General features: G+C 57.8%; 26 protein-coding genes and 4 pseudogenes. 12 read left to right on the top strand and 18 right to left on the bottom strand.

Translation table 11 applies throughout. The annotated features are described in order from the left end of the window. Positions 1-124: 124 nt before the first annotated feature. From AC2GXZ_RS29610 to AC2GXZ_RS29580, 7 genes and pseudogenes are all read right to left on the bottom strand, one after another. Positions 125-1141 carry a FecR family protein gene (locus AC2GXZ_RS29610; RefSeq protein WP_483762845.1) on the bottom strand — a complete coding sequence of 339 codons (1017 nt, stop codon included), beginning with the start codon at positions 1139-1141 and terminating at the stop codon, positions 125-127. Between the two features lie 103 nt (positions 1142-1244). Continuing rightward, positions 1245-1700 carry an RNA polymerase sigma factor gene (locus AC2GXZ_RS29605; RefSeq protein WP_483762883.1) on the bottom strand — a complete coding sequence of 152 codons (456 nt, stop codon included), beginning with the start codon at positions 1698-1700 and terminating at the stop codon, positions 1245-1247. A 393-nt stretch (positions 1701-2093) separates the two neighbouring features. Next, complete coding sequence (locus AC2GXZ_RS29600; protein ID WP_483762844.1) at positions 2094-2483, bottom strand: limonene-1,2-epoxide hydrolase family protein; 390 nt, start codon at positions 2481-2483, stop codon at positions 2094-2096. A gap of 86 nt (positions 2484-2569) precedes the next feature. After that, entirely contained in the window at positions 2570-3409 is an 840-nt protein-coding gene (locus tag AC2GXZ_RS29595; RefSeq protein WP_483762843.1) for an alpha/beta fold hydrolase, read from the bottom strand. Positions 3410-3662: 253 nt separating this feature from the next. Continuing rightward, positions 3663-4693: pseudogene (locus AC2GXZ_RS29590) on the bottom strand (alkene reductase). A gap of 83 nt (positions 4694-4776) precedes the next feature. Continuing rightward, entirely contained in the window at positions 4777-5013 is a 237-nt protein-coding gene (locus tag AC2GXZ_RS29585; protein ID WP_483762882.1) for an SDR family oxidoreductase, read from the bottom strand. After that, positions 4914-5516 carry an SDR family NAD(P)-dependent oxidoreductase gene (locus tag AC2GXZ_RS29580; protein WP_483762842.1) on the bottom strand — a complete coding sequence of 201 codons (603 nt, stop codon included), beginning with the start codon at positions 5514-5516 and terminating at the stop codon, positions 4914-4916. Before AC2GXZ_RS29580 ends, AC2GXZ_RS29585 begins: the two co-directional genes overlap by 100 nt. 95 nt (positions 5517-5611) lie before the next feature. Here AC2GXZ_RS29580 and AC2GXZ_RS29575 point away from each other — a divergent pair, with 95 nt between their 5' ends. Beyond that, entirely contained in the window at positions 5612-6589 is a 978-nt protein-coding gene (locus AC2GXZ_RS29575) for a LysR family transcriptional regulator (RefSeq protein WP_483762841.1), read from the top strand. Here AC2GXZ_RS29575 and AC2GXZ_RS29570 read toward each other — a convergent pair. Genes AC2GXZ_RS29570 through AC2GXZ_RS29555 form a run of 4 tightly spaced genes read right to left on the bottom strand, consistent with a single transcriptional unit; the run spans position 6553 to position 9812 of the window. Next, positions 6553-7317, bottom strand: coding sequence for an anti-sigma factor family protein (locus AC2GXZ_RS29570; RefSeq protein WP_483762840.1), 765 nt, complete (start codon positions 7315-7317; stop codon positions 6553-6555). The two genes, AC2GXZ_RS29575 and AC2GXZ_RS29570, sit on opposite strands and share 37 nt — an antisense overlap. Then, entirely contained in the window at positions 7314-7841 is a 528-nt protein-coding gene (locus AC2GXZ_RS29565; RefSeq protein WP_483762839.1) for an RNA polymerase sigma factor, read from the bottom strand. The genes AC2GXZ_RS29570 and AC2GXZ_RS29565 overlap by 4 nt, the downstream gene beginning before the upstream one ends. A gap of 49 nt (positions 7842-7890) precedes the next feature. Then, positions 7891-9345: a YncE family protein gene (locus AC2GXZ_RS29560; RefSeq protein WP_483762838.1), complete on the bottom strand. Its 1455-nt coding sequence runs from the start codon at positions 9343-9345 to the stop codon at positions 7891-7893. Between the two features lie 44 nt (positions 9346-9389). Further along, positions 9390-9812 (bottom strand): DUF305 domain-containing protein, encoded by a 423-nt coding sequence (locus AC2GXZ_RS29555; protein WP_483762837.1) that lies wholly within the window; start codon positions 9810-9812, stop codon positions 9390-9392. Between the two features lie 1170 nt (positions 9813-10982). Between AC2GXZ_RS29555 and AC2GXZ_RS29550 the strand changes: the two genes are divergently transcribed. Beyond that, positions 10983-13256, top strand: a complete 2274-nt coding sequence (locus tag AC2GXZ_RS29550; protein WP_483762881.1) for a glycosyltransferase family 4 protein — start codon at positions 10983-10985, stop codon at positions 13254-13256. Positions 13257-13475: 219 nt separating this feature from the next. Here the strand turns inward: AC2GXZ_RS29550 and AC2GXZ_RS29545 are convergent, their stop codons facing one another. Next, the gene (locus AC2GXZ_RS29545; RefSeq protein WP_483762836.1) at positions 13476-13814 is read right to left on the bottom strand and encodes a hypothetical protein; all 339 of its coding nucleotides are present in this window, start codon (positions 13812-13814) and stop codon (positions 13476-13478) included. A gap of 215 nt (positions 13815-14029) precedes the next feature. Between AC2GXZ_RS29545 and AC2GXZ_RS29540 the strand changes: the two genes are divergently transcribed. The 3 genes from AC2GXZ_RS29540 to AC2GXZ_RS29530 all read left to right on the top strand — a co-directional run bounded on the left by AC2GXZ_RS29540 (position 14030) and on the right by AC2GXZ_RS29530 (position 16493). Beyond that, positions 14030-14269, top strand: a complete 240-nt coding sequence (locus AC2GXZ_RS29540; RefSeq protein ID WP_483762835.1) for a DUF378 domain-containing protein — start codon at positions 14030-14032, stop codon at positions 14267-14269. Positions 14270-14402: 133 nt separating this feature from the next. Then, positions 14403-16097, top strand: coding sequence for a tetratricopeptide repeat protein (locus tag AC2GXZ_RS29535; protein ID WP_483762834.1), 1695 nt, complete (start codon positions 14403-14405; stop codon positions 16095-16097). 180 nt (positions 16098-16277) lie between these two features. Continuing rightward, positions 16278-16493: a DUF3072 domain-containing protein gene (locus AC2GXZ_RS29530; protein ID WP_483762833.1), complete on the top strand. Its 216-nt coding sequence runs from the start codon at positions 16278-16280 to the stop codon at positions 16491-16493. A 360-nt stretch (positions 16494-16853) separates the two neighbouring features. Here AC2GXZ_RS29530 and scpB read toward each other — a convergent pair. Next, positions 16854-17561, bottom strand: a pseudogene (gene scpB / locus AC2GXZ_RS29525) (SMC-Scp complex subunit ScpB). 2 nt (positions 17562-17563) lie between these two features. Beyond that, positions 17564-18516, bottom strand: a pseudogene (locus tag AC2GXZ_RS29520) (DUF1403 family protein). A gap of 236 nt (positions 18517-18752) precedes the next feature. On the opposite strand from AC2GXZ_RS29520, the gene AC2GXZ_RS29515 reads away from it, so the two are divergent. The 6 genes from AC2GXZ_RS29515 (at position 18753) to AC2GXZ_RS29490 (ending at position 22456) form a co-directional block, all read left to right on the top strand. Beyond that, the gene (locus tag AC2GXZ_RS29515; protein ID WP_483762832.1) at positions 18753-19007 is read left to right on the top strand and encodes a type II toxin-antitoxin system Phd/YefM family antitoxin; all 255 of its coding nucleotides are present in this window, start codon (positions 18753-18755) and stop codon (positions 19005-19007) included. Beyond that, positions 19007-19408 carry a PIN domain-containing protein gene (locus tag AC2GXZ_RS29510; RefSeq protein WP_483762831.1) on the top strand — a complete coding sequence of 134 codons (402 nt, stop codon included), beginning with the start codon at positions 19007-19009 and terminating at the stop codon, positions 19406-19408. The genes AC2GXZ_RS29515 and AC2GXZ_RS29510 overlap by 1 nt, the downstream gene beginning before the upstream one ends. Before the next feature lies 1 nt (position 19409). Beyond that, the gene (locus AC2GXZ_RS29505) at positions 19410-20492 is read left to right on the top strand and encodes a site-specific integrase (protein WP_483762830.1); all 1083 of its coding nucleotides are present in this window, start codon (positions 19410-19412) and stop codon (positions 20490-20492) included. 57 nt (positions 20493-20549) lie between these two features. Beyond that, positions 20550-21314, top strand: a complete 765-nt coding sequence (locus tag AC2GXZ_RS29500) for a YoaK family protein (protein ID WP_483762829.1) — start codon at positions 20550-20552, stop codon at positions 21312-21314. A 29-nt stretch (positions 21315-21343) separates the two neighbouring features. After that, on the top strand, positions 21344-21913 hold the full coding sequence (locus AC2GXZ_RS29495; protein ID WP_483762828.1) for a hypothetical protein: 570 nt from the start codon (positions 21344-21346) through the stop codon (positions 21911-21913). Between the two features lie 141 nt (positions 21914-22054). Continuing rightward, positions 22055-22456, top strand: coding sequence for a GIY-YIG nuclease family protein (locus tag AC2GXZ_RS29490; RefSeq protein WP_483762827.1), 402 nt, complete (start codon positions 22055-22057; stop codon positions 22454-22456). 36 nt (positions 22457-22492) lie between these two features. Here AC2GXZ_RS29490 and AC2GXZ_RS29485 read toward each other — a convergent pair whose 3' ends face one another. Next, complete coding sequence (locus tag AC2GXZ_RS29485; RefSeq protein WP_483762826.1) at positions 22493-23383, bottom strand: N-acyl homoserine lactonase family protein; 891 nt, start codon at positions 23381-23383, stop codon at positions 22493-22495. A 264-nt stretch (positions 23384-23647) separates the two neighbouring features. On the opposite strand from AC2GXZ_RS29485, the pseudogene AC2GXZ_RS29480 reads away from it, so the two are divergent. Further along, positions 23648-23838, top strand: a pseudogene (locus AC2GXZ_RS29480) (transposase); the annotation flags it as partial. A 369-nt stretch (positions 23839-24207) separates the two neighbouring features. Here the strand turns inward: AC2GXZ_RS29480 and AC2GXZ_RS29475 are convergent. The 3 genes from AC2GXZ_RS29475 to AC2GXZ_RS29465 all read right to left on the bottom strand — a co-directional run. Beyond that, entirely contained in the window at positions 24208-26103 is a 1896-nt protein-coding gene (locus tag AC2GXZ_RS29475; RefSeq protein ID WP_483762825.1) for a methyl-accepting chemotaxis protein, read from the bottom strand. Between the two features lie 327 nt (positions 26104-26430). After that, entirely contained in the window at positions 26431-26577 is a 147-nt protein-coding gene (locus AC2GXZ_RS29470; RefSeq protein ID WP_483762824.1) for a hypothetical protein, read from the bottom strand. 157 nt (positions 26578-26734) lie between these two features. Next, positions 26735-26902 (bottom strand): diguanylate cyclase domain-containing protein (locus tag AC2GXZ_RS29465; RefSeq protein ID WP_483762880.1); only part of this gene is annotated, 168 nt, incomplete at its 5' end.

Here is a 26902-nt window from a genome sequence, read left to right as displayed (position 1 = left end):
ACCACGCCCCGTCATTCAGATATCCCTCTCAACACAGTTCAAGCGGCCGAAACTCCACGTCGAAGCTCGACCTCTGAAACAGAGACACGCGGCAATCGCGGATCTCACAAAAAAAGTTGATTATTCATCGAAGGATTAGAATGCCGCCCGGCAAGCGCGTCACCGACGCACCGACTGTCGTCGCCAGGGACCGGATCGCAAGCTCCGGATTATCGAGGCGATAGCGACCGTTGACCTTTATGTCGTCAAACGCCGTGCCGGCGCGGACAATCGGTTGGCCATAGTAGCGCTCAAGCTCGTGCAGTACGGATTTGAATGATTGGTCTCGAAAGACGATCTGGCCCTTAAGCCATGCGAATGCAACCGAGCCATCGATGGACCGCACCGTCGAGATCGACGACGCCGTGGCAACAATCGCTTGTCCTGGCTCGAGCACTGCTTTTTCGCTCGGAGCAGCCAGACGCGTCACCTCGACATGGCCTCGCTCGAGCGCGACCCTATCCTCGTCGTCATCTCGCCGGACTGTGAATGCCGTTCCTTTGACCTCAACCTGCGAAAACGCGGCTGCGACGTCGAAGGGCCGCGAAGGATCGTGCACGACATCAAAATAGGCCTCGCCCTTCAGCAGTCGAACGGATCTGTTGGTGCCTTCGAAGTCGAGTGCAATCGCGGTATCGGTGTTCAACACAGCTTTCGAGCCATCGGGCAACAGAACTTCCCGCTGCGCACCGGCGGCTGTGATGTAGTCAGCCTCCCACTTTATCCACAAAGCCGGGTATTGCTGGATACCGATCGCCAGGAGTATGGCCGCAGCCGCAGCGCCGATCCAGCGCAGAAGGGCGCGCCTGGGCGACCGCAACTCAACGACGTTCGCCGGCCGGGTCACCTCTGGCCGAGCCATCCGCTCGGCAACATGCCGTGCGACCTGTTCTGCCTCAGGAATCTCCCACGCTTGAGAAACCGCTTCGAACGCCGTCTCATGAGCTGGGTTCGCCGTTCGCCAAGCCTCAAAACGCGCGTTTAGATCGGGATTGCCCGGCTCGGCCTGCAGCCGGAAGAACCAATCCAGAGCAGCATCCGTCACCGGATCTGGATGAACGAACTCACGGTCGCCGGCGGAATGTGATCGATCGTGTCCCACTCAGTTCCATCCCATCATGGGTTCCGCGATAACGGTCGCCTCACACAGGAGACAGTTTTCGCCGGGAAATCTCACAAAATTACTTGCCATGAGGATCATCGCATCATCCCCGGTCGATTTTGGCCAGTGCGTCCATGCAATGGGCGTGGGCCATTTTAAGATCATTGAAAACAGTGTTCGGTGAAACCCCCAGATGCTCCGCAATTCTCGGATAGGGCCATTTCTCGATCTTGCTCAGGACCCAAACCTTTTGCGCCCGTTCCGGAAGTCTTGAGACTGCTTCCTCAAGCAGACGTAGACGCTCGCGATGGATCATCTCTGCCTCCTGACAGGGAGTTGGCGAGGCGATCGTTTCAACATCCGTGTCGGAGACATCGTCGCGCTCCACCGCTCCCCGGATCAGGCGGCTTCGCTTGTGGTTCAGAGCAAGATTGCGGGCTGTCTGGAAGAGAAATGCCTCGACATGCTCGACAGAGCCGTTTTCGACCGCGCGACTGACACGCACGTAGGCTTCTTGCGCCACATCCTCCGCAGCCTGGTGATCACCGACGATCCTCATGACGGTCCAGATCAGCGCCTTTCGGTTGCTCAGGAATATGTCGATGAAGCTCGCGCCCACGCGGCAACCTCTTTCGGCGTTTCAAGCGGTCATTCAGCGCTAGGAAAGGAAGCTCCCAACCGCAACCCAGGCCCACCAGCAGCATGCGTCGTTATCGTGAGATCAATGAGATGGCAATACTAGAGCAATAAACTCATGTTATTTATCGGATCGGATCTTCGAAATTGGTGAGAGAAACGGCACACTGCTCATTAGCCTTGAAAGGATCTGAACCGACGACACGCGACATGTTCCATAACCTGCTTATTTGGCTGATGTTCAGATGGAAGAAGCCGCGCGAGGGGCGCCGACACCGGGTAGACGCTCTGTTCCTCGCTCGAGACAATGACGTTGCTAACGAGCAATCGCACCTAACTGCTTATCAAAATCCGCCGGGTCGAAGTAGTCGCGCCAGACAGTAATCTGGCCTTTCTCGACGGTTACCGCCCCCATCACAGGTAGAGTAATGCGCCCGCCATTCTCATGGATAAATATGTCGACGCGCTCGTTCAACACGACATTGCCGGATGATGCGATGTTCGTGACCCTCCAGTCAACTTTGAAGCTTTTGCCAATGCCGAACTCATCGTGGAATTTGCGAACGTTTTCACGGCCGATAATGTCGGGGAACGGAACGTTGTCGTAGAGAACGTTTTCCGACAGCATCGACAGGGCATCCTCAATACGGTTGGCGCTCCAATGGTCGAAAAAAGCGGTTGCGACTTCAATAGGCGTAGCTGACATGGGGTTTTATCCTATTCGGGGAAATGAATGGGGTCTTGGGGAAGAGGAGTGGCCGTATCCCCGCCACTCCATGCTGAGCGCGAGCGTCAACCGTTCTGGATGAAGTCCAGCAGGTCGGCGTTGAGGACGTCGGCATTGACAGTGAGCATCCCGTGCGAGAAGCCGGGGTAAGTTTTCAGGGTGCCGTTCTTGAGCAGCTTGATGGACTTGAGGGCAGCATCGGCGATCGGCACGATCTGGTCGTCCTCGCCGTGGAGAACCAGGGTCGGTACCGAAATCGACTTCAGGTCCGCGGTCTGGTCTGTTTCCGAGAAGGCTTTGATACCTTCATAATGAGCTTTGGCGCTGCCCATCATGCCCTGCCGCCACCAGTTCTGGATCACACCTTCCTGAACTGTCGCACCGTCGCGGTTGAAGCCGTAGAAAGGACCCGACGGCAGGTCGCGGAAGAATTGGGCACGGCTCTGGGCCAAAGCTGAGCGTAAACCGTCTAACACCTCAATTGGCAATCCCTCCGGGTTGGCGTCGGTTTTCAGCATAAGAGGAGTGACGGCAGACACCAAAACAGCCTTTGCAACACGACCGGTCGGCTCGCCGTGCTTGGCAACGTATCGCGCGACCTCACCGCCACCAGTCGAGTGGCCGATATGAACGACGTTCTTAAGGTCGAGTGCTTCAACGACTGCAAAGGCATCTGCCGCATAGTGGTCCATGTCGTGGCCCTCCGAAACCTGAGCCGAGCGGCCGTGTCCCCGACGGTCATGGGCGATGACCCGGTAGCCCTTGGAGACGAAGAACAGCATTTGAGCGTCCCAGTCGTCAGAAGACAGCGGCCAACCATGATGGAACATGATCGGCTGGGCCCCCTTGGAGCCCCAGTCTTTGTAAAAGATTTCGACGCCGTCCTTGGTGGTCGTGGTGCTCATGGTCTCGCTTCCTTCGTTATTGTTGGTGGTAGGAGTGGTCTTTGCAGCGGCAGGTGCTGCCGGGAACGTAAGGGCGGTCGCTGCGGATGCGGCTGCGAACAGAGCGCCCCGGCGCGTCATGGTAAATTGATGGTCTGACATTGGATTGCCCCTTCCGTGGTATCTGTCGGCGAATGTGACGGGAAACGTAGGCGCCAACAATTGAAATAAAAATTTTGAATGCGTTGCGCTAACCGCAATAGTAAGCCGGCCATTAACCGGAGGCAGAAGCGTTTGATAGCGGGTAGTCGGTGTAGCCATCCGCTCCCCTCGTGAACCACGTCGTCGGGTCATCTTCAGCGAGTGGTAGCGCCCTTTCGAGCCTGTTTGATAGATCGGGATTGGCGATGAAGCGGCGGCCGAACGACACTGCATCTCCGGCCCCTGCATGCAGATCGTGCTGAGCCCGACCGGAGTCAAAATCGGAGTTCAGGATCATCACGCCATTAAATGACGGTCGCAGCTGCGCTGCGAGTGGCGCCAGGTATCCCACACCGAACGTGCCATCCAGCGGGGGCTCGCGCAGCTCGACATGGGCAATGCCGATCTCAGACAGTTGCTCAAGAACCGCGGTGAATAGAGGCACGGGATCGCTGTCCCTCGTTCCTTGCGTTTCGCCGTTTGGAGAAAGGCGGACGCCTGTGCGATCTACCCCTACTTCTTTTGCGACCGCCTCCGTAACCTCCCGCAAAAATCGAATCGGTTTGCAATCGATCCGCCGTACGCGTCTTGTCGGAAGTTATCGCTGTCACGTAAGAACTGATCGATAAGATAGCCGTTGGAAGCATGCAGCTGAACGCCGTCGAATCCCGCTTGCATGGCATTGCGGCTCGCGTTTTGGTAGTCCGTGACGATCTGGCTAATTTCGGCACGATCCAAGGCCCTTGCTGCTTCGTATCGCTGTTTGCCGGAATAGGTATGCGCATGACCGGGCGCGGTCGTGATTGATGCCGATACGGGTTGTGCCCCACCCGGAAAGCTGGGATGCACGGTGCGGCCCATATGCCAGAGCTGAGCGATAATTCTGCCACCAGCCAGGTGCACGGCGTCTGTTATTTCACGCCAGCCTGCAATCTGTGCTGATGACCAAAGCCCTGTTGCATAGGGCCAGCCGAGACCTTGCTGACTGATGCCGATGGCTTCGCTGATGATCAGTCCGGCTGAGGCGCGCTGGGAATAATACTCGGCCATAATGTCGGTCGGCACGTGGTCGCGGGTCCCGCGCCCCCTGGTCATCGGTGCCATGAAGATGCGATTGGGAGCGTTGATCGCGCCAATCGTAATCGGATCGAACAGCGAGGCAACGCGGCGATCTTTGGTTTCCGCCATCATACAAGCCTCGAACCGCCGTCGAGATTAAGGACCGCCCCGTTCATCCAACCATTGGTCATCAGGAACACGACTGCCGCACCTGCCTCCTCGGCCGTTCCTAATCGATGAAGCGGAAGTGTCTTTTTTAGACCGTCTACATAGGCATCGCGGGCACTCCCAAGAGCTTTGCCAAGCAGGGGCGTATCGATCGGCCCGGGCGAAAGAGTATTGAACCTGCGCGGCGCAAGTTCCAGTGCCAGTCCGCGTGCCAGCGCTTCCATCGCCGCCGAGGCCGACGCCAGCAGCGCGGTGCCAAACGCGTTCGGTCGATCACCCAACGCCCTGAGATAAATGTGACGGAGGCATTCTCACCCAAGCGATCGCCAATCGCTCTCAAGGCATAGACCGCGCCCCACACCCGCTCATCGAAGGCGCGACGCAGATGGTCGATATCGCCATCAAGCGCCTTACCGACAACGAAGCTTCCAGCAAGCAATACGAGATGATCGACGTGACCTATATCTTTGAACGCCCTGTCGATCGCTTCCTGCTTGGTCACGTCAGCAGCTCGCCACCCGGCAAAACCATGGTCTTCCGCCGCCTGTTGCGCGCGAGAAGCATCCGAGCCGACGACAATCACTTCGGCGCCTACCGCCTTCGCCTGCACAGCGGCAGCAAGTCCGATACCCGATGTTCCGCCGACAATCAGAACTGTTTGATCTGCAAGGGCGCCGACGGTTGGCTGCGCTTCGTTCATCAGACTTCTCCAAGGTTTGCTTTGTTTGCATCCCGACGCTATTCGGCGGTTCGGCGCTTGATAATTGGGCTGACGTTCGCTTTACTTGTGCTTGCATGGCACAAATCAGCATCGAAAGACTTTCTGGTATCATCGCGTTCGCGCGGGCAGCTTCGCTCGGGAGTTACACCGCCGCGGCGCGCAATCTCGGCGTCTCGCCCTCGGCGATCAGCAAGAGCGTTCAGCGCCTCGAACAGCAACTCGGCATCACCTTGTTCGTGCGCACCACGCGGTCGCTGACCCTGACGGCGGAAGGCCGCGATCTCCATGAGCGAGCCTTGCGGCTGATCCGCGAAGCCGAAGACATCGAACAAGCGGCGATCGCAGCGCGAGCGGAGCCGGCCGGTACGCTCTACGTGACGGCGCCCCTCCCCGTGGGCGTCCACATTCTTGGTCCGGCCATTCCTCGGTTTCGTGACCGCTATCCCAAACTCAAGATCGATCTGCGGCTGGGCGACCGGATGGTCGACATGATCGAGGAGGGCATCGATGTCGCCATCCGCGTCGGTGAACTGGCAGACTCCCGACTTCTGTCGCGACAGCTTGCGCCGCATCGTCTCTGTACGGTCGCCTCCCCCGACTACCTGGCGCGCAGAGGACTGCCGCACCATCCTGATGATCTCGTTCGCCACGAGTGTGTGAATTTCCGGTTCCAGAGCTCGGGCCAGGCTTTTCGCTGGCTGTTTATGCACGGCGGCCGCTCTTTTGAACTGACGCCGGATATCGGCGTCACGGTCGATGCGAGCGATGGCGTTGCCTCGATCCTCGCTGCCGGCGGAGGTATCGGAATTTCGCCGACTTACGTCGCGGCAACCTATGTTAATCGCGGTGAACTCGTGCCCGTCCTGAAGGAGTTTTCCGTCGCGCGATCCAACTTCACCGCACTTTGGCCGGAAAGCAGACGCGCCAATCCTAATGTGCGGGCCTTCCTCGATTTTGTCGGAGAGTTGTTTCCGGCTGAACCGGCCTGGGACCACATTATTGCCGAAGCGCATGATCAAATTTGCGATCGGACCGCGTCGGCAATGGGGTGAAGATCATCCGATGACAGCGACCCGACAAGACTATAGCCCATTCCGTTTTTGGCCCAGCTCCAACCGCGAATGTCGCCGTCCTGGCTGGCAACCATCGGCCTGTTCTGATCGACGGCCATCCGGCGCGTCAGCATGACCAATCTGGTCCCTTTGTCGTCGTCATACATCAGCATGAAGCCTACGCCATGCGGCGTCGGGATCACACGGCCGCCCATTAGCCGATAGCCCGCAGCCGTGAGGTTCGGAATGGACGGATCAGTGCCAAGCGTCCTGGCGGCAAACTGATGCAGAGTGTCAGTTCCGTCTGCCCTGACCTCGACGGGCCGAAGGCGATCAGGGCCAAACGCTCCAAAGCTTGCCGATGCCTCCTGTGCGAGCGCAGCCACGCCTTCGATTGGCGCCCCCATGTATCCCTTGGTCACCCAGCCGCCTGTTGCCCCGACAGCTAGCAAAACCACAGCCGCTGCAGCGAGACGGACTGGCTGAAGACGGGTGCGGGACCTCGACGTTGCCATCGTCGTCAGATTGAGCCGTGACGGCACGGGCTCCCGCGCAACCGGCTCAAGCGCGGATTTGAGCGCAGACGCCTGCGCTCGATAGGCCGTGACCCGAGTGGCGGCTTCCGGATTGCCCTGCAGATAGTCCGACACGTCTCGATGCCGCTCAGCATTGAGGGCATCGTCGACGAAAGCCTGGAGATCGTCTTCCGTAATCGGTCTCATGCTCATTTTACCCTCCGGATATAGGGGCCACCGGCGTGGCTGTCCGACGGTCTGGTTTCAAGGATCACTCTCAACTGCTCCCGTGCCCGCGATAGCCGCGACATCACCGTGCCGAGTGGGATATCCAGTACCTTGGCCGCCTCCGCATAGGAAAGGTCTTCGACCGAAACGAGGAGCAGAATGCTGCGATGGTCGGGAGGCAGGCGCTCGATCGCCGTCATCACCTCATGGCCGTAAACTACATCCTCCTGACCGGCAGGGCTCGCCGATAGATCCTCGGATGCGTTCTCTATTGGAACCGTGCCGCCGCGGCGGGCGGCCTGCTTCAGCTTGTTGATTGCCAGATTATGGAGAATGGCAAAAACCCAGGAGCGCGGGTTGTCGTCGCGGCGACACTCCCAGTTGGAAATCACCTTCTCAAGGCAATCTTGCACGATATCGTCGGCGGCATCCATGTCCCGTATCAGACCCCGGGCATATCTCCTGAGCGCCGGGATCATCGGCTCGACCTGTCGAAGCATGTCATCCATAGTCTTCCCTCCGGAGTGACGGCCCACGACTGCGGGCCGTCATGTCGCCTTACTTCGCAGCCTGCACCTGCAGAACCTTGCCCGGCTTCCCGTCGGCGACCGAGGCGACGACCAGATAGCGGCGTTCATCGCTATGCCTGGCCTCGACAATCTGACGAATAGGTCCGACAGCATTGACGATGGCCGAGCCGGCGGGATTGGTCATGAAGTTCGACAGGCCCTGCAGTTGACCACTGCCATCAGCCTTGTCGGACAGGGCCAGAACATACATCTTCTTCGGCTCAAGCCCCGTGACAGCAGCCTGAAGCACCTGTGTCAGCCCCTGGTCGAAGAGCGTAACAGTTGTCGATGTTTTGGTTTTCTCGCCTTTGTCGGCAAGAACAAGATGGGCAGCTTCGCTTGCCTTTCCGAGCGGCATCAGGTTCTGCAGGCCATCGCCATCTAGAACAGCATTTGGAACGTATGCCACCGCCTGTGGCGCCTGGCCGATCGGGATCGTGTCGATCACTTTGTTCGTCACCGTATTGATGACAGCAAACTGGTCGGCATTCTCGAGCCCGACATAAACGCGGGTGCCGTCGCCGGACGGCCAGATGCCGTGAGGGAGATTGCCAACCGGAATGGTGGCCACCTGCTCAAAACTATCGGTCCGGAACACTTTCACCTCGTTCAGCCCACCGACCGTCACATAGGCAAAGCTACCCTTCTTGTTGGTCACCAGATTGACGTGGTTGGTGATCGGTCCTGTATCGATGGTTTTGATCAGCTCGAACGGCGCCTGCGCATTGAACACCTGCGTTTTGCCGATATCCTTCAAGGTGAACCACACCTGCTTTCCATCGGGCGAGGCCGCAATGTTGGGGCAGAATGGGCTTTCTTGCTTCACGTGCCCGACGATCTGATGGTCTGCGACCGAGACCACCACGGTTTCCGGATTGAAGGACGAGCAGATATAGCCGTATTTGCCGTCCGGCGAGAAAATCTGCATGCCGGGACCGGCCGGCACCTTGATGCGCGTCTTCTCCTCGTAGGTACCGGCGTCGATGACGGGAATGTAGTCCTCGCCTCTCACGGTCACCCACAGTTCCTTGCCGTCCGGTGTATAGAACGCCTCATGCGGCGAGCGTCCGATATAGGTCGTGTGTTTGACGGCATTGGTGGCCGTATCGATGAAGGTCACGGAATTGGAGCCGATCGACACGACTGCCAAGGTCTTGTGATCGGGCGAAAAGCCCATGCCGTGGACAAGAACCTGGCCTTTGTAGAGGGGGCTGAGGTTGCCGGGCTGGGGATCGCCGAGCTTGATGACGCCCAGAAGCTTGTTGGTCGACGGATCGCTCACCGAGACCGTGTTGGAGAACTGCTCGGCGGCGTAGAGACGATCCTTGCCGGTGATCGGAATATCGGGGTCCGCCGCGCCGACGGGCGCCTGGCCGGCGAATGCGCAGATCGGGGCAAGAATGGTGCTGGTGAGAAGCAATGCGGCTATAGACAAACGAGACATCAGAAATCCTTTCGCGTAGATATCGGGGGAACAGCGCCAGGTTCTTACGGAGCGACCTGGGTGGCGACGGCCTGGGATGGCGGCAGGGGATCACCAACCGCCAGCCTCATCGCAGCCAGCTCCTGCTGCTGATCGACGATGATCTCTTGAGCGATCCGCCTCAGCTGCTCGTTCTTGCCGTGTTTAAGCAGCGCCGTTGCCATATCGATCGCTCCCTGATGGTGAGGGGTCATCATCGCGACAAAGTCACGCTCGATGTCGCCCGTCGGCTTGATATCCATCGACGCCATCATTTTCGTCATCGCCTCATTCTGATCGGTCAGATAGGCGGCTTCCGGGCCGGTCACGTGCGGATCAGAGGCGTTGACGTGAACAACGCCATCGTGGGAGAAGGCTGCCGATGTCGCGAGCCCTGCTGTTATCGTCATCGCCATAGCCAGGCGTGTCAGTTTCGGAGAAAGTGTCATAGCGTTTCCTCTCGTTGCAGTGACGTAGACAAGAGGCGGCAAGCTTTATTCCATCCGCGTCAGATTTTTTTGGACGAACATATGGTTGCGCGGCGAAGCCAGCCGCGAATGATGCCGTCGCAGCTTCGCCTCGCGACGCCTTTAGCTGAGATTTTCAAGGCTGAGCGTTGGAATCCGGTACGACTTATCCGTATTGTGATCCTCACCACAATTCATGGGCGCGGTGCAGATTGCAGGGCGGCTGGATTGTAACGCTGACGAGTCCAAGGCGGATAACATACGTCCTCGACGTTGCTTGAGAACAGACTGTTATCACAGTAGCGTCCACGGCTGCAGTCGGGCTCAGCGCAGTACCGTCACAATGAAAAGAACTGCCTGTTGTAGGACGCGGGGTGGAGTTCACGGAGTAAGGCTAGTGGTCGAGGACGTCGTGTATAGCCAGGCCAGAAAAAGCATCGCGCCGAGTGCTATCACGCCGACACACCACGCGGAGCGACCAAAGCTCGGTTTACGGTGCCTTTTGCCCTGACCGTCATATTCTGTCGCCCCATCAGATGAGCCGTATTCATCACCTACTTCTTCTCGTCGGTCCATCAAATAAGCTCCTGTCTAGACTTCGAACTGATGAAAGCATCTCGCGTTCCCCACTGAAGTGAGGCGTCGCAAAGCTGAAAGCGCCTGCGTGCAGAACTATCCCAAGCCCGCGCTAACGTATGACGACCAGCGGACGATCATCGAGAGGCGAATTTTCAGTTGGTCGAGACGCTGCGTCTTCATCGGTGGAAGCGTGGATCGCGAACACTCAATTTGTGTCATCGGACCGTCCCAAGGCTCTCCCAGAACAAATTACCCCGCAGCGACGCGCGGCAGAAGGGAACTATCCGACACTCCTCCAGTTAGTGACGCACAACGGGCCGCGATAGCCGAATTTTGGAGAGACGGCCGTTAGGTCTGCGGTCCCTCAAAATCGCCGCCGACATCACGAGAGCCACCACCGAGACACCCCGATCTCAGGTCAACCCGATCTTAGCGGTGAGATTAGGAGACCTAGATGACTTTTGACCGTGCCAGTTGGATAACGACGCTCAAGCCATGGGGTCGTGGAAATCGTGGGCTCTTGGCATCAATCCCGCACACGGACATACCCTTCCGTCTATCGGGAGCTTCGCGATGACACAGCTCAAGAATATTGCATTCATCGGGAATTCCTTGCCGCGTCGCTGTGGTATCGCTACGTTTACGGCAGATCTGCAGCAGGCCGTTTCGAAAGCTCAGGCCTACGTCGCCACAGCAATCGTAGCAATGACGGATCACGGCCATGTCTACGAATATCCGCCAGAGGTCTGCCTCTCGATAGCCGATGATAAACGCGATGAGTACATTCGCGCCGCGGATATACTGAACGCCGGCAATTTCGACGTCACCTGCCTTCAGCACGAATTCGGGATCTTTGGCGGCGAGGACGGGGATCATATCGTTGAGCTGCTGTCGCGGTTGAAGATGCCGATTGTCACCACACTGCATACCGTCCTGGCGGAGCCAAGCCCCGGCCAGCGGCGCGTGCTGAACAAGATCGTTGATCGGTCCGCCAAAGTGGTCGTCATGGCCGAAAAGGGCAGGACATTGTTGTCTGAAGTCTATCATGTGCCGGATGACAAGATCGAGGTCGTTGCCCACGGCATTCCCGATATGCCGTTTTCGGAACCTGCCATATCGAAAGCAGACTTGGGGTTTGACGGGCGCTCGGTGATCCACACATTCGGCCTGCTCTCTCCCAACAAGGGCATCGAGGTGATGATCGATGCCATGCCCTTGATTTTGAAGAGCCGCCCCGATGCGGTCTACGTGGTCCTCGGAGCAACCCATCCCAACCTCGTGCGCGACCAGGGAGAAGCCTATCGCGAGAGCCTGATAAAGCGGGTGCAGGACCTGGGCATCGAAGACAGCGTGGTATTTCTCGACCGCTTCGTCGACAAGGCAACGCTGCTGGACTTCATTTCCATGTGCGATGTCTACGCTACGCCCTATCTCAACGAGGCTCAGATGACATCGGGCACTCTGGCTTACAGCTTCGGCCTCGGCAGGGCCGTCGTCTCCACGCCTTACTGGCATGCGCGAGAACTGCTGGCCGATGGCCGCGGTGTGCTCGTTCCCTTCGGTGACTCGATAGCCATCGGTCGCGAGATCGCTTCGCTTCTCACCGATGACAGACGACGCGACGCGATGCGACTGCGCGCTTATCAAACCAGCCGACCGATGACGTGGCAAAAGACTGCCGAGCGCTATCTCGCATTATTCTTAGAGGTGACCTTACGAAATTCTGTTCGCCCACCCACGCCTTCCAACGTCGTGGTAGGCAGCCCCCTCCCCGAGCCACAGCTCGGCTACTTCCTGTCGATGTGCGACGATACGGGGTTGTTCCAGCATGCCGTTTATTCGGTTCCGGATCGTTCGCATGGCTATTGTGTCGACGACAATGCCCGAGCGCTTCTTCTTTCAGCCGCTCTCAACGAAGCCGGCGAAAGGCTCCTGCCTGAGGCACTCACCTCGCGATTCGCATCCTTCGTGCAGCACGCATGGAACCCCGAAGAAAAGCATTTTCGAAACTTCATGGGTTTCGACCGGCGTTGGCTTGAAGACAAGGGCTCTCAGGACAGCCATGGCCGAACGCTATGGGCTCTTGGGGAATGCGCCCGAGGCGACGCAAGCCCATCCCGGCGCGCATGGGCCGCAGCCCTATTCTCACAGGCATTGCCGACAGTTGAAAGCTTCGGCTCGCCACGCGCCTGGGCCTTCGCGCTGCTGGGATTGGACGGCTACTGCGCGGTTTCGCCCCGCGACGTGCAGGCGCATCAGATCCGCTCGACCCTGGCCGACAGGCTTATGGATATCTTCCATCGCGTCGAGAAAAAGGGCTGGGCCTGGTTCGAGGAAGGCCTGTCCTACGACAACGCTCGCCTTTCTCAGGCACTGATTGTGACCGGGCCAAGTGCTGACCGCCAAGATTATGTGGCGGCCGGCCTGAAGTCCTTGCGCTGGCTCACGACGGTTCAGACAAACCCGAATGGACAGTTCCGGCCTGTCGGTACGGATGGATTTACAGGTCAGCCAAGAGAGGTGAGGCTTTTCGATCAGCAGCCATTGGAGGCGACCGCTACGATCGCCGCCTGCCACGCCGCGTGGCGGGTCGGTCACGACATCAGCTGGAAAAAAGAGGCTGCAAAGGCATTCGCCTGGTTCCTTGGCAGCAATGATCTCTCATTACCGGTCGTGGATCCGGAAATAGGCAGCTGCCGCGACGGTCTGCATCCGACGCGCCTCAATGAGAATAGAGGCGGCGAATCTGTGGTCTGCTATCTCCTCGGCCTCGTGGAAATTCGCAAGCTTTCTCGCGCCAGTAGTCAGGCTTCGACACTCGCCCCGCTTCGTGCGCTGACAGCGTGAGGGCGCAGTCTGCTCGCCCCGTTCGAAAAGGGCGATTAGGAAATAGAACGCATCGTCGCACCTCGCGTAGCATTCATATAGGGGCAAATGACTTAGCTCTTGACGGGATGCCAACCTGTGATCCGCTCTTGCTTCGCTTCCATGTCACGTGATTTCAAAAATATGTCAGATGCTTAGAATACTCAGTCCTCGTTCTTGGTCGCTATCGCTTTGACGATGTCATTGAGCCGTAAAAAATGTCAGCAGCACTTTGCCTTTCGTGCCGAGGAGGCAAACGAACCGGTCGGGTTTGCCCGTCTGACCACCACGAGCAATATAGGCATCGCCCATTACTACCGTTTTGACTGCAACATCTTCAACCTTGGTATCGGCGGCGGTGACAGCCAGTGTTTCCATGTCGAGCACGAGATCAGTGATTTCTGGTGACCGCTCTTTCAGTGCAATCAAGCCCGTCGATTTACAGGCCTGCACAGCGGCGTCATTGCTCGTTTGGGCAAAAGACGGCGTCGCAATGGACGAGAGTGCAAGGCTTGCCAACGCCAGCGCGTAAAGTTTCATGAGGGTCTCCCCGAATGCCGCCCAGTGCGGCTGCGACAAACGCAAAATCGAGAGCCTTGTTCCAAGGCCGTTAGTAAGAATGCTGCCGTTATCGCCTAGAGATTAGTTCGGAGGGCTGGCCCTTCCGCCGGAGCCTCGGATCGCAAGCTGTTGGCGGGAACCAAATGTGTTTGATCGTATTTCTAATAACGATACTTTGGCCCGGAGCAAAACGCATGCATTTTGTCAATCTGATCACCTTGGTCGCCCTTATCGTCAGCGGGTTCGCATGGGGGATTTCCGGGGCGTTTGGTCTAGATATCTTCGCAACGATGTTCAGATGGACTTCCTTGCCTTTGGAGCAAGCCATCTATGCGTTTCTTGCTATCTGCGCGCTCTGGCAACTCATCATTTTCCCGCGCGCCATTAGAACCGGGGTGGCCGACACTCAAGCAAATATTGTCCGGCACCCATAACTCTGCCCCAGACTGAGCCAAACTACACTTGCCTAGCGGACCCAGAAACGACGTTCGTTTATGATCATCTGTAAAATCCATTGCGTGATTTAGAGAAAGGTTAGATACTTCCCTACGCTAGGGGACCCGGTCCATGATGCCGACAAGCGAGGTAGGGGACGAGACTGTCGAGATAGGCGCAGAGGAGGCCGTGGCTGCGCTTAATGCTCTGTTGGCCGATCCGCGCTTCGTGGCCTCGGATCGATCCAAGGCTCTCCTCTCCTACCTTGTTCAAGAAAGTCTGGGTGGCCGAAGCGATCGGATCAAAGCCTACAGGATCGCGGTCGATCTGCTGGGAAGACCGCCTACCTTTGATCCTTCCACCGACCCAATTGTAAGAGTCGAGGCCGCACGCCTGCGATCATCGCTCCATGCCTACAACACACAGTGCCGTGGATGCGCCGTCACAATAGACCTTCCACGCGGCTCCTACGTTCCGACTTTTGTACAATGTGAACCCCATGCCGAGGTGCCAGTCTCGGCTCCGACAGAAATCATTGCACAGCAGGACTACCCACAGGCCCTCGCAGGGGTAACCCGTCCGCGCCTTCTGATTTCTGCATCAATTGCTCTCAGCCTGTCGATGGGAGTTATCGCAGCAATCTATGCGAATTTTCCGCCCAAACATTGGATGACCGGTCGCCCAACCCTTCAGATAGAGTTTGGGGTGGACGACAAAGTAAATGCGCCGGCCGACGCGATCCGTCCTCAGTTTGAGCGCGCACTCATCCAGCAGGAATCTGTCCGTCTGCTGGAGAGTAATGGCAATGCGAGCGCCAGGTCAGCATACCACGCGCGCATCACCATCGAACGAGTCCCGGCCGGGATCATAGCTCGATGGCGCCTGTCGCGGCCCGATATAGGTGAGGTCACCGCCTCTGGCGAGGCGACAGCCGACACAACCGATCAGGCTGACCTTGCGCACCTCATGAACAACGTCGCGGTGGCGATCGCTGGCACCGGAGGACCGCTTCACGCCTCAGAACTTGCCGCATGGTCTCCTGACGACCTTGGTCATATCTGCGTTTTGCGAGGCGAACTGGCAATCGCGTCCCGCAATGCCACTGCTTTGAGATCATCCGCCGGCTGCCTCGAACAAAGCTTGCAGCAAAGAGAGGATAGCGCCGAAGCCCATGCAGTGCTTTCCAATGTCCTGATGTTTCTCAACCGGTTGTCAGGTGAAACAACGCAACAGAGCGCCATGATTACTCACGCCAACCGCGCTGTCGAACTATCGCCGACCTCTGGACGGGCAGCGCTTAGCCAGATGAGTGCGTATTACCAGGCCGGAAGAGCGGATGAGGCGGTCGCGGCGGCGAGACGAGCCATATCGCTGGGTGGTCTAAATCCGGATACGCTCAGCAAGGCTTCACTCGTCATCTATCTGACTGGTCGATGGGACGAAGGCTTGAACCTTGCAGATGCCGCCCTCTCCAACGCCGGCGTCTATAAGCCGGTTGGAGCGAACCTGGTGCTTATGCTGGATGCCTATCGCCGCGGAAATCTTCAGACTGCAATCCAGAGGGTCGATGATGCGGCCAGGCCGGATCCGGTCGCGACATTGGTAAAGCTTGCCGCTATGCAACGGCTGGGAGCAGATAGAGCTCAACTTCTGGCCGCCTTGGCAAAGGCGCGCACACAATATGTGGATTTCGACAAAATGCTGGTGTCGGTTGTCGCCAGCAGACGTTTCGAACCTTCGCTCGCCTCAGCGCTTGGGGCGCCACTTGTACAGATCGCGCATGATTTTGGTCCGGTGCAGACGGCCGGCGTGGGATTTGACCGTTAGAACTTGCCGCTCACATTGAAAAACACCGCATCGCCTTTCATACGGTTGTCGACTGCCAGTTCATAGGCCCAACTAAGGCTGAGATCTACCCCCCTGCCTTCCCCAAACGCTGCCGATCCAGCTGACACTGGAACCATCAATGAGGCAAGAACGTTTGAAGAACAAATTCAGGAGATCGTTATGAGTGACAACCCAAAAACCGATACCTCATCCAACACGCAGAAAGACCCGGACGACTGGGTCAGCGGTGACGAGCCGATGACTGGCGCGCAACGCTCCTATCTCAAGACCTTGTCGGAGCAGGCGCATCAGCCGGAGGCCTATGGCGAGGATTTGACTAAGGCGGAGGCCTCAAAACGGATCGATGAACTCAAGCAGTCGCTCGATCTGGAATGACGCATGAACCGGTGGCGCGTCAAACGTCCGGCGGTGGACGCCCAAGCGGAACTTTTGTTCGCTGCAGCACTTATTGATCGTCAACCGTGAAAGGACGCGACTGTGTCAGACCTGACGCTTGGTGAACCGATCCCAACAGGCATTCCGGCATTGAGCCGGTCAGCAGCGCAGAGGTGCAAGAGGCCGCCGAGGCGGTCGTACGAGCGGTCTATCGGCAGCATGACGTCCGGCTACTCCGACAGCCAGTTGTTCGATCAGTTGCTGCTGTTCCCGATGAAGCTCGGCCTCTCGATAGCACTTGCCTCGACGGCGATGCTCGTAGCCCGATCGCGATGACGAAGCGGCTGCAGACGACAGGCATCATTCAATAAAGGACGCTTCTTCGTCCGTCTCGCTTTCGCCGCCTTCCGAGGCGGCGATCTCGTTTTGAACCGCATGTCGGCTGAGCAGCCCGGCATCCTCAAGCGCTTCGATGTTTGGCAAGTCGCGCAGCGTCTCCATACCGAAGGCCGAAAGGAAGTGCGGCGTCGTCACATAGGTGTACGGCGCCCCGGGCGTCGGGCTACGTGGCCCGGAGCCGATGAAACCCGCGCCACGCAGATTGCCGATGGTGTCGCGGCTGACTTCCTTGCCAAAAATCTTCGACAGCTCGCCGCGGGTCACCGGCTGGAAATATCCCACCGCCATCAGCACCATCGCCTCGAACTTGGAGAGGGCTGCTGCCCCTCCCCGCGTCGGCGCTGATGAAGCGCGGATCGTCTCGGCGAACCGCGGTCGGGTTCGATGCTGCCAGCCGCCGGCGACCGATACCAGCTCGTAGGGCCGGGAACTAAGTTCCTCGCGCAGATCATCAATGAGCAGCTCGATACTACAGTCTCTTCCCACCACGCGCGCTAGCGTCTAGCGGCTGACCGGCTCGGCCGAGGCAAAAATCACCGCCTCAACCCGCATCATCCATTCCCGCCAGCGCATCTCCGCCGGCAAATCCTCCAACTCCCGATCAAACAGACGGTCGTCTGCGGCGTTCGCCTTCCTGCGGGATGGTTTGGCTGCAGGTGAACCGGCCATCGTCATAATCCAAAGATCCGGAAAGCGGAGCGGCCGGAGAGCTCGCGCACCGCCTCGAAACTTTCCAGACGCCCGAACAGCCGTTTAGCCGCCCAGCGAGACAAATTGCTGCCAGGCGCGGATGCCGGCGCGGCATCCTCGGTCAGCAAACGGCGCATGAGCGGCTCGGCGCCCTTGGTTCGCACCTTCGGCGCCACTGCCAGAAGTCGCGTGGCGCGGCGATCAATCTCGACGGCGGACCGCAGCGCTGCCTCAACACCGTCGACCAGCGCCAGGCAGATCGCTTTCGGATAGGCCGGCTAACCCGGCCGAACGCGACCGCGACCACCGATCGTGCGGAAGGCGGATCCGAAGCGCTCAGGCAGCAGCAGCGGCACGGGTTTGGACCAGCTCAGCTTGTCCGACAAAACGGCCTCGGCGAGGCCGAGCGCAATCACCTCGACGTCCGGGCGAACGGCAGAGATCGCCGTTATCAGGTCCGCCACCGCGAAGGGTGCTGCTCGCCCGGACTGATTTGCAGAATCGACCATGTCGGGGATCGAGGCAAGGGTGTCGTCCCACTTCATCCCCAGCAGAGCGGTAAGCTCCTTAACGAAGGGTGTGGTTATTGTCCCGGATCGGCGTGTCAGCATTCGTGTAGCCAGAAACAGCTTTCCAGCTGGTCCCGGATCATCGCCTGCAGACGTCAACAAAACCGCGTCTCGGACGGCTGTTTCCTCCTCGTTCCGGCCGAGGATCCTGGCGGCGACGGCGGCCGATTTGAGGGCAAGCCGATCGCGCCAGCAGCCCACCCATGGCGGGTTGGCACGGATGAGATCGTCGAGCGATTTCAGGCGATACCGGCGGCGAAGGCAGCGTCGGCTTCGGTGAAGTCGTGAACTCGCGGCCGCGCCCAGCTAGGTAGACGAGACGACCAGATCGGGGTCCGTGGAGCAGCGGGCGCGAGCGAATCCATACAAAGCAGCGTAGATCATGTGCGCGGTTTATGCCAGCAATATCGCGCTTAACCGCACGGCACGTTGGCAACAAATAATGTCCGATAATCTTGCATTATCGGACGTTATTGTTAAAATCGTGGAGGCGCCTTAGACTCCCGAAACTTCGATCTCAAGACGGCACATTAGCGGCTTTCAGGTCGTGAGAAACAATGCTATTGGTAGCTAGACAGCCTAGCTAGATTGGAGCGGACTTATGGATTGGCAGCTGCAGGACGCGAAGAACCAGTTTTCGAAAGTGGTACAGAAGGCCCGTTTTGAAGGCCCGCAGGAAATCACCGTTCGTGGAGAGCGCACGGCCGTTGTCTTGTCCGCCAAGGACTATGATGCCTTGCGCGCGGGGCGACCGACTTTAGTCGACGCTCTGCTCTCCGGGGACCCGTGGGACGATGCCTTTGTCGATGCAGTCGACGCGCGGTCCAAAGTCTCAAGCCGCGACGTGGCATTCTGATGTATCTGGTAGATACAAACATTGTCTCGGAGGCTAGGCGCGGCACGCCACAGGCGGTATCGTGGCTGCGCTCGGTCGATCCGCTTAGCGTACATCTGAGCGCGCTGACGATTGGTGAGATCATGCGCGGTATTGCTCTGAAGCAGAAATCAGATCCGAGGGCTGCAGCGCATCTTGCCGAATGGCTGCGCAAGCTGCGGCACGATCATGGTGATCGCATCCTAGCAGTGACCGATGAGATCGCGGTCGAATGGGGCCGCATCGCTGCGGTCCGTCCCCGCGGCGACATTGACGGGCTGATCGCGGCCACTGCGATCGTCCACGACCTGATCCTCGTCACGCGCAGCGTCAAAGACTTTGAGGACACAGACGCAGCTGTGATCAACCCATGGGACGTGTGAGATGAACGGGTTCGTCGAGAGCCAAGCTGAGGAAGACGAAACACCGGTTTCGGGAGCCGACGTCCCCTCCCCTGTTCCGCCGCCAAGCTCCGATCTGCCAGGACACCTTCAGCAACTCAACGATCGAGCGCGCGGTTACGTTGAAGCAGCCAGCTCGATTAACACCCGTAAAGCATACGCATCAGACTGGAAGCATTTCTCCGCCTGGTGTCGGCGGTCCGGTCTTTCCCCCCTCCCCCCGCAGCCGCAGACGGTTGGACTTTACATCACCGCCTGCGCTTCCGGCACGGGCGAACGCGGCATGAACGCGAATTCTGTTTCGACGATCGAGCGCCGCCTCTCGTCGATATCCTGGAATTACGCGCAACGCGGCCTGAGCCTTTATCGCAAGGACCGGCATATTGCCACTGTCATGGCCGGCATCCGAAATAGCCATGCTCGCCCGCCGGTCCAGAAGGAAGCGGTCATGGCGGCCGACATCATCGCCATGCTCGAAACACTCGATCGCGGCACCCTGCGCGGCATGCGCGACCGGGCCATGCTGCTGGTCGGCTACGCTGGGGGCCTTCGCCGTTCCGAGATCGTCGGTCTTGATCTCAAGGCGGATCAGACCGAGGACGGTCGCGGATGGATCGAGATCCTCGACAAAGGCATGCTGGTGACGCTTCGAGGCAAGACGGGTTGGCGCGAGGTCGAGATTGGTCGTGGCTCGTCCGACGCCACCTGCCCTGTCGCCAACGTCGAAACCTGGATCAAGTTCGCCAAGCTCGCCCATGGTCCCCTCTTCCGGCGGGTGACCGACCAGGGAAAATCCGTGGGATCGGAGCGCTTGAACGACAAAGAGGTCGCCCGCCTGGTAAAGCGCACAGCCATGGCTGCCGGCATTCGAGGCGACCTGGCCGAGATCGAGCGGCAGTTCAAATTCTCAGGGCACTCTCTGCGCGCGGGCCTCGCCTCGTCTGCCGAGGTCGACGAGCGATATGTGCAAAAGCAGCTAGGCCATGCGTCTGCCGAGATGACCCGACGATATCAGCGTCGCCGGGACAGGTTCAAGGTCAATCTCACAAAGGCCGCCGGACTATGACACGAACGATAAGACGGTCTGACTTGTCTGCTTACGTGAACCGTCCGGATTTTCTCCATGTTGATTAGTCAGGGCGCTGCCCGAAATGAGCGCATCAACCTCAACCTTGCCTGCTCACTAGCCATGATTGCCGGCGCATTGAATGCAGCAGCCTTTTATGCGGTCGGGTTTTTCTCTGCCAACATGACTGGCAATGTGTCCTCGCTTTCCGATCATGTGGCGACTGCTCAGTGGGAATCAGCTGTGTTCTTCCTGGCGGTGGTGATGGTCTTTATTTTCGGTGCAGCAATGTCCTCAATCCTGATCAACGCGGGCCGACGACAAGGCATCGCCGGGATCTACGCCTACAGCATCCTTGTCGAAGCCATTTTGCTTGCCCTCCTCGCAGCCGCCGATATCTGGTTGCTGACGACCTGGCGCCCTCCCCTGCTCACGCTCGGCCTTGCCTTCCTGATGGGACTGCAAAACGCCACCGTGACACGCATCTCGGATGCGCGCGTCCGCACGACCCATGTGTCAGGCATGGCAACCGACATCGGTATTGAAATCGGGATCGCATTCGACATTTTGCGCAGCAAGGAACCAGATGCCCACGCGGTCGAAAACCGGACGAGGCTCAAGCTGCATGTCTGGACGATCGTGGCTTTTCTCGTAGGCGGCATATTGGGCGTGATCGTCTATCGCGAAGTTGGCGGATATCTGCTCCTGATCTGCGCAGGACTGCTGTTTGCGATTTCTCTCAATGGCATCCGACATGGCCGCGGAACCTTTGCCACCACAGCAACCCGGCGTATCCGCTGGTTACCGCAGAGACGGCGATGACGCCTCGATAAAGCGAGAGGGTTTGAACCATGGATGCATATGGGCACTTGCGAATTCTAGTTAGCCTGATCCTCGGGCTGTCGATAACCCGCATCCTGTCTGGTCTCTCTCGTCGGCTGCAGGAGCCCGAAAAGACCGATCGGATGCACGCGCAGATCGTTTGGTCATTGGCACTCCTGTTGGGTGCCGTCCATTTTTGGTGGTGGGAGTTCGCCCTTCGCCTGGTCGAGACATGGAATTTCTGGCTCTACATATTTGTACTCGCCTACGCCTCGCTGTTTTTCCTGATGTCTACTCTCCTCTATCCCGACCATCTTCAGGACCATGGTGGCAGAGAGGTTTTTTTCATCAGAAGAAGGCACGCATTCTTCGCCCTCTTTGCTATTTCCTTCGCCTTCGATCTCGTCGATACCCTTATCATGGGGAAAGAGCATTTTGCCACGCTTGGTGTCTGGTACCTCGTGCGTCTCGTGGCTGGGACCGCGATCGCTCTGTTTGCGATGAGAACCGAAAACAGCCGCAAGCTGATGTGGCTTGGGCTGGTCTGGCTTCTCGGGAGCGTTCTCTGGATCACCATGCTTTACAGCGAGTTGCTTTGAACACCGCGCACCACTTGCACCAAACAACACCAATCCCGATATGCTTCTTGAGCGCCGATGCGGGATCGCCATCGCCGCACTGTATTTTCCAGCGAGATTCTGGCTATATAAGTAGATCGTGATTTGAGCGGCCAAGGTATGTTGGCATCCGAACTTGTTGACAAAGGTTTCAGGTTGGCCGGATCATGGCGCGATGTGTATGATCGGCCGGATCGCGCGGAGTGGCTGAAGCACCAGCCCGGGCTTTATGCTTTCGCCATTGATGGCGAGATCGTCTTCGTGGGCAAGAGCGGATTTTTGGATCGAAAACTCCGAGATTATGGAGCGTGGGCGTTCAAGTTCTCACGTCATGATACCGAGGACGTGTATTTCCAACTCGCCTCAAGCGTATTGTCCGGCAAAGAGGTGCAGGTGTTCGCAAAAATCATGCGAATTTCGTTGACGGAAATGACACCGATCGAAGCCGAACTCATTCAAACAGCCCAGCCGCTGTGGAACAAGACGTGCCGGGCAGCACCCCGACGACAGGGGCATTATTTTTGAAAAAGGATTGGGAGACGCTCGCTGGAGCAAAATCCGTCAGGCAATCTGGACGATCCGAAACCCCTCAAGTTCGCGAACGACCGGCGAGTTCTTCCACCGCTCGACGTCGTGAAGAATCACCAGCTTGGAAATGTCGCCTCCGATTTCATCATTCATACGGTCGATGGTCTTCAACTGCTCCCAGACGCTACCGACAGCGTTGTTGAGAGGAACGTAAATGCCATCTCCGTCCCGACCGGCGATCTGGCTCCCGGAATAGACGCAGTCACCGGAAATGACCCGGCGGCCGGCGGCGGTTTCGACCAAGACGAACTGCTGTCCGATCGTGTGACCGCTGCCCAGCCGAACATGAATACCGGGCAAAAGGTCGTCCTTGTCCCCGTCGATCAGGAACACCCGCTTTTCGATCGACGCCTCCAGGGCTGCGCGGAGATTTTCAGGATCGATGATTTTCGTCAGGTAGTTGAACCGCTTGGGCAGCGTGATCGCCTCGTACCAAGACAGGAGCTCACTTTTCTGGATATGGATATGTGCCCGCGGAAACTCGGCGATCGATCCCATGTGGTCGAAGTGGGCGTGTGTGATGACGATGTCGGTGACGTCATCCGGCGCGACGTCAAACTCTGCGAGCATGCGCAGCGGCGATATCCACTTGGTCACCTCGAATTTCAACGAGAATTCAGATCGGCACCCGGTCTGCATGAAGCCCGTGTCGATCAGGATTTTTTTGTCTTCGTTTGTCGCGAGCACGAAGGAAAATGGCAGGTCGACCATTCCTTCGTCATAAGTGCCGTTGACCAGGCCGACCCAAGGTTCATGCGAGACCGCATATTCCAGCACGTAGAGGTCCCAGTTGCCGCTCATATCAAAAACCAAATCTTCTCGCTTCCTGCCCGCGACGTGTGCCCGGGGCGGCGGTGGTGTCAAAAACACGTTCGGCCAGCGCGGCTTTGTTTATTTGAATCTTTACGTATTCTCCAGTCGTTAAATTTCTAACCGCCGACAAGACCGCCGCTTCGAGGAATTATTATTCGCGGTTTACCACCTCACATAACCCGTCAGCCCGTGATGCGCGCCCCCAAAAATCAAGAATAGTAATTTAGAATCAAGCTGACCGCGATTGGCCAGCAATCGCATCCTCGCGAGTGCGCCATTATCGGGGTTCGCGTTGACGATGCGATCGGAGGCTATCTGGTCGATAGCATGGGCTTGCAGATATACGGTGCGGGCTAGTGGCCGGAAGAGAAGCACGGTGCAAGATCCCGCGAAATTGCCGTTAGTTGCACTTGGCGCTAGATGCCGATAGTGGCAACATCATTGCAAACGTCATAACGGATCAGGATGCGGGCGACGCCTCGCCGGTGGAACATTTGCTTGACCGAAGCGCCACTCCGATTTGTAGGAGGGTGTAAAGGACAGTATGGCGCACGACCGGTCGAGACGGGATTGGAAAACCAGACCTGAACGAAGTGGCTTAAAGCACGCTTCAATGATTTGGAGCCGATCCGCGAACTCCCATACAAGCCCGCGATATCTACCGATCGCATCAGAGGCCGGACAGATGTCAGCACCCGACTAAGCGCATACATTTTGCCGGAAAATCTTCTTGCACGTACGGGGGTGTTCACAGATGTTCAGGGACCTTGTATGCGGCATCTCTTTATACTGCGCTCGATGGCTGCACCACGGCGGAATGAATTCCACCGTGGTGCAGAGTTAGAGATTGATACGAAGATACGTAATCCAAGCTTTTAAGCCGCGATATTGTTACCGCTTCTTTTCAACGAGCCAGCTTTGGCGCGCTCCAGGCCTGGCACCCCGGTCTGGTTTTGTTGGACGAGGCCGGCAGAATTCCCCCCCTGCAGTTTGAACTGGGAGAGCAGCGCAGTCAAAGCCTCAGCCTGCTTGGCAAGGCTATGGGTCGCAGCCGTCGTCTGCTCTACCATTGCCGCATTTTGCTGCGTCCCCTGATCGATCTGGTTGACCGCAACATTGATCTCGCTCAGCCCGTTTGATTGTTCGCGTGACGTCGTTACGATCGCTGTGACGTTGCCATCGATCTTGCCGACCTCAGACAGCATCGCACTCAATACCCTGCCGGTCTCATCGACAAGGCTCACGCCTCGGCGGACCTGCCCGCTGGAGGTGGTAATCAAGGTCTTGATCTCCTTTGCCGCATGCGCAGATCGCTGGGCAAGTTCGCGGACCTCCTGTGCAACTACCGCAAAACCCTTGCCTGCCTCGCCGGCTCGCGCTGCTTCGACGCCTGCATTCAAGGCCAGCAGGTTGGTCTGGAATGCAATATCGTCGATGACACCGATGATGTTGCTGATTTCGGCGGACGATTTCTCAATCTCCTGCATGGCGGTGACAGCACTGGTGACGATCGTGCCAGAACGCTCCGCGTTATCGCGCGTTCCGGCAACAAGACGGCCCGCTTCGTCAGCGCTCAGCGCCGCATCCTTGACGGCCGTCGTCACCTGTTCCAATGCTGCCGCCGTCTCTTCGACCGAGGCCGCTTGCTGCTCGGTCCTTCTCGACAAATCCTCAGCCGCGCTTCGAATTTCGTTCGCACCGGCATCGATCATCCCAGCATTTTCGCCGACCGCTAGCAGTGTGTCTTGGAGCTTCTGCATAGAAGCGTTGAAATCCTGCCGCAGCACATCAAGATCACCGACGAATGGCGAGGATAAGCGATAGGTGATGTCGCCGTCGGAAAGGCTGGAAAGGCCGGCTGACAAACCTTCGACCGCCGCTTTGATTTCGGCAGCCTCCTGCGCCTTGTGGCGCTCCCGAGTTAAGCGCTCGGTTTCAGATACGCTGCGGTTCGCTTCTGCTTCGTCTTCGAGACGAAGGCGTTCGATGGCATTGCCACGAAAAATCTCTACAGCTGCGGCCATCGCGCCGATTTCATCGCGGCGATCGATGTATGGTATCTGGCGGCCATTTTCTCCGTGGGCCAGCAATGACATCGCTGCTGTTATTCTCGTGATCGGCTTCGCGATCCTCACGTAGCTAGCGAAGGCGGCAACCAGAGCAAGAACGACGCCAATTACAATGGCAACGCCAAGTTCAAATTGAGATTGCGAATAAACTTGATCACCTGTACCGACCGCCGCGTCTGCGATTTCATAGTTACGCGCGGTCATTGTATCGAGGGCAGATGTGACCGCACGGGCGGCATTACGCATCGGGCCGCGATACGTCGCCATCGCCGCATTGGCTTCATTGCCACGGACTTGTGTTACAAGGGCATCCCCTGCGCGATCAAAAGCCTCAAGCGCCGTTCTGACAGCGTCGAACTGGATATTTGTCCCGGTGGATAAAAATCGCGAACCATATTGTTTCATCAGCTCGTTGCGAGTTGCAATCTGTGTCTTGAGACTTTCTTCTCCTGCCTGGATCTCGTCTTGAGTCGAGGCCAAAAGCACGTCCGCATAATTTCGGCGAATGGTCGTGATCGTGTGGTCCAATTTGCTAATCAGCTGGACACGAGGCATTCTGTCACGGCCGACAAGATCGATCTGCTCTTTCAGCATGCTCAAAGACAGAAGAGCCACCAATCCTTGCGCGATCGCGATCGCAGTAACGAGCGAAAACAGGAGCGGTAATAAAAATCTTATGTTCAAATTTCTGAAAAAGCGCACGACGGCATCCTTGTATTAATAGAGCGACATACGCCCGAATACGATCGATGGTCATGTATGAGATTTAACGAAAATATAATGGGATCGCGTGAGAAATCACCATGCAAAGTTACGCAATTTCCAAATTGCGAGCAGAGTTCGGTTTCGTATTGAAAAACGCCGCCAGAATCGCAGTGGCGCCCCTCGGCAATATATAAGACAAAGTTCATGTGCGTGTAATTGTGGCCATAAAGAAGCAGGACTGCCGGCCCCTGCCCTCCCCTCGTCAGCCGGACGGCACCACAGGAGGCGCGGAGCATCTCTAATGCGAATCCGTCGAACCTTTACTCAATGGATCGAGGCTGACGTCGCAGCGTCAATCATCAGCGACCAAGGTCCCACATAACTGCCGATCAGCGATGTCGCCAGGTCGTCTCGAGATTGATACCCATCGGCATAGAGTTCGCCGGCGGCACGCGTTAATGTATCGAGCATCTTGTCTTCTGGCTCGGCATCGTAAAACCGAAACCAGGCGACTAGGACTCGCGATATCGCGTCGAAATCGATTTCTTGAACTGGCCTACTGGACATGGCGCTTCCTCCAAGGGGCGTGAGCTAGGCCGACATCCTATGCTTTCAAAGGCCAAGGCCTTTACCTGGGTTCTGAAACCGCAGCCGAGGGCAAATATAATGCCAGGATGACGGTTGTCGAAGGGCTGCCAACGCCGGCTGAGTGACCAAGGGTATCATTGACCTCCTTGAAGCGGTCGAGATCGAACAGCAGGATGGTCGCGAGCTTACCTGCAGCAAATGTCTCGTC

It is taken from the genome of Aliirhizobium sp. YIM B11859 (assembly GCF_057163345.1).
Note: the sequence above shows the minus strand (reverse complement) of the source record. Positions and strands in the feature narration are given on the sequence as shown.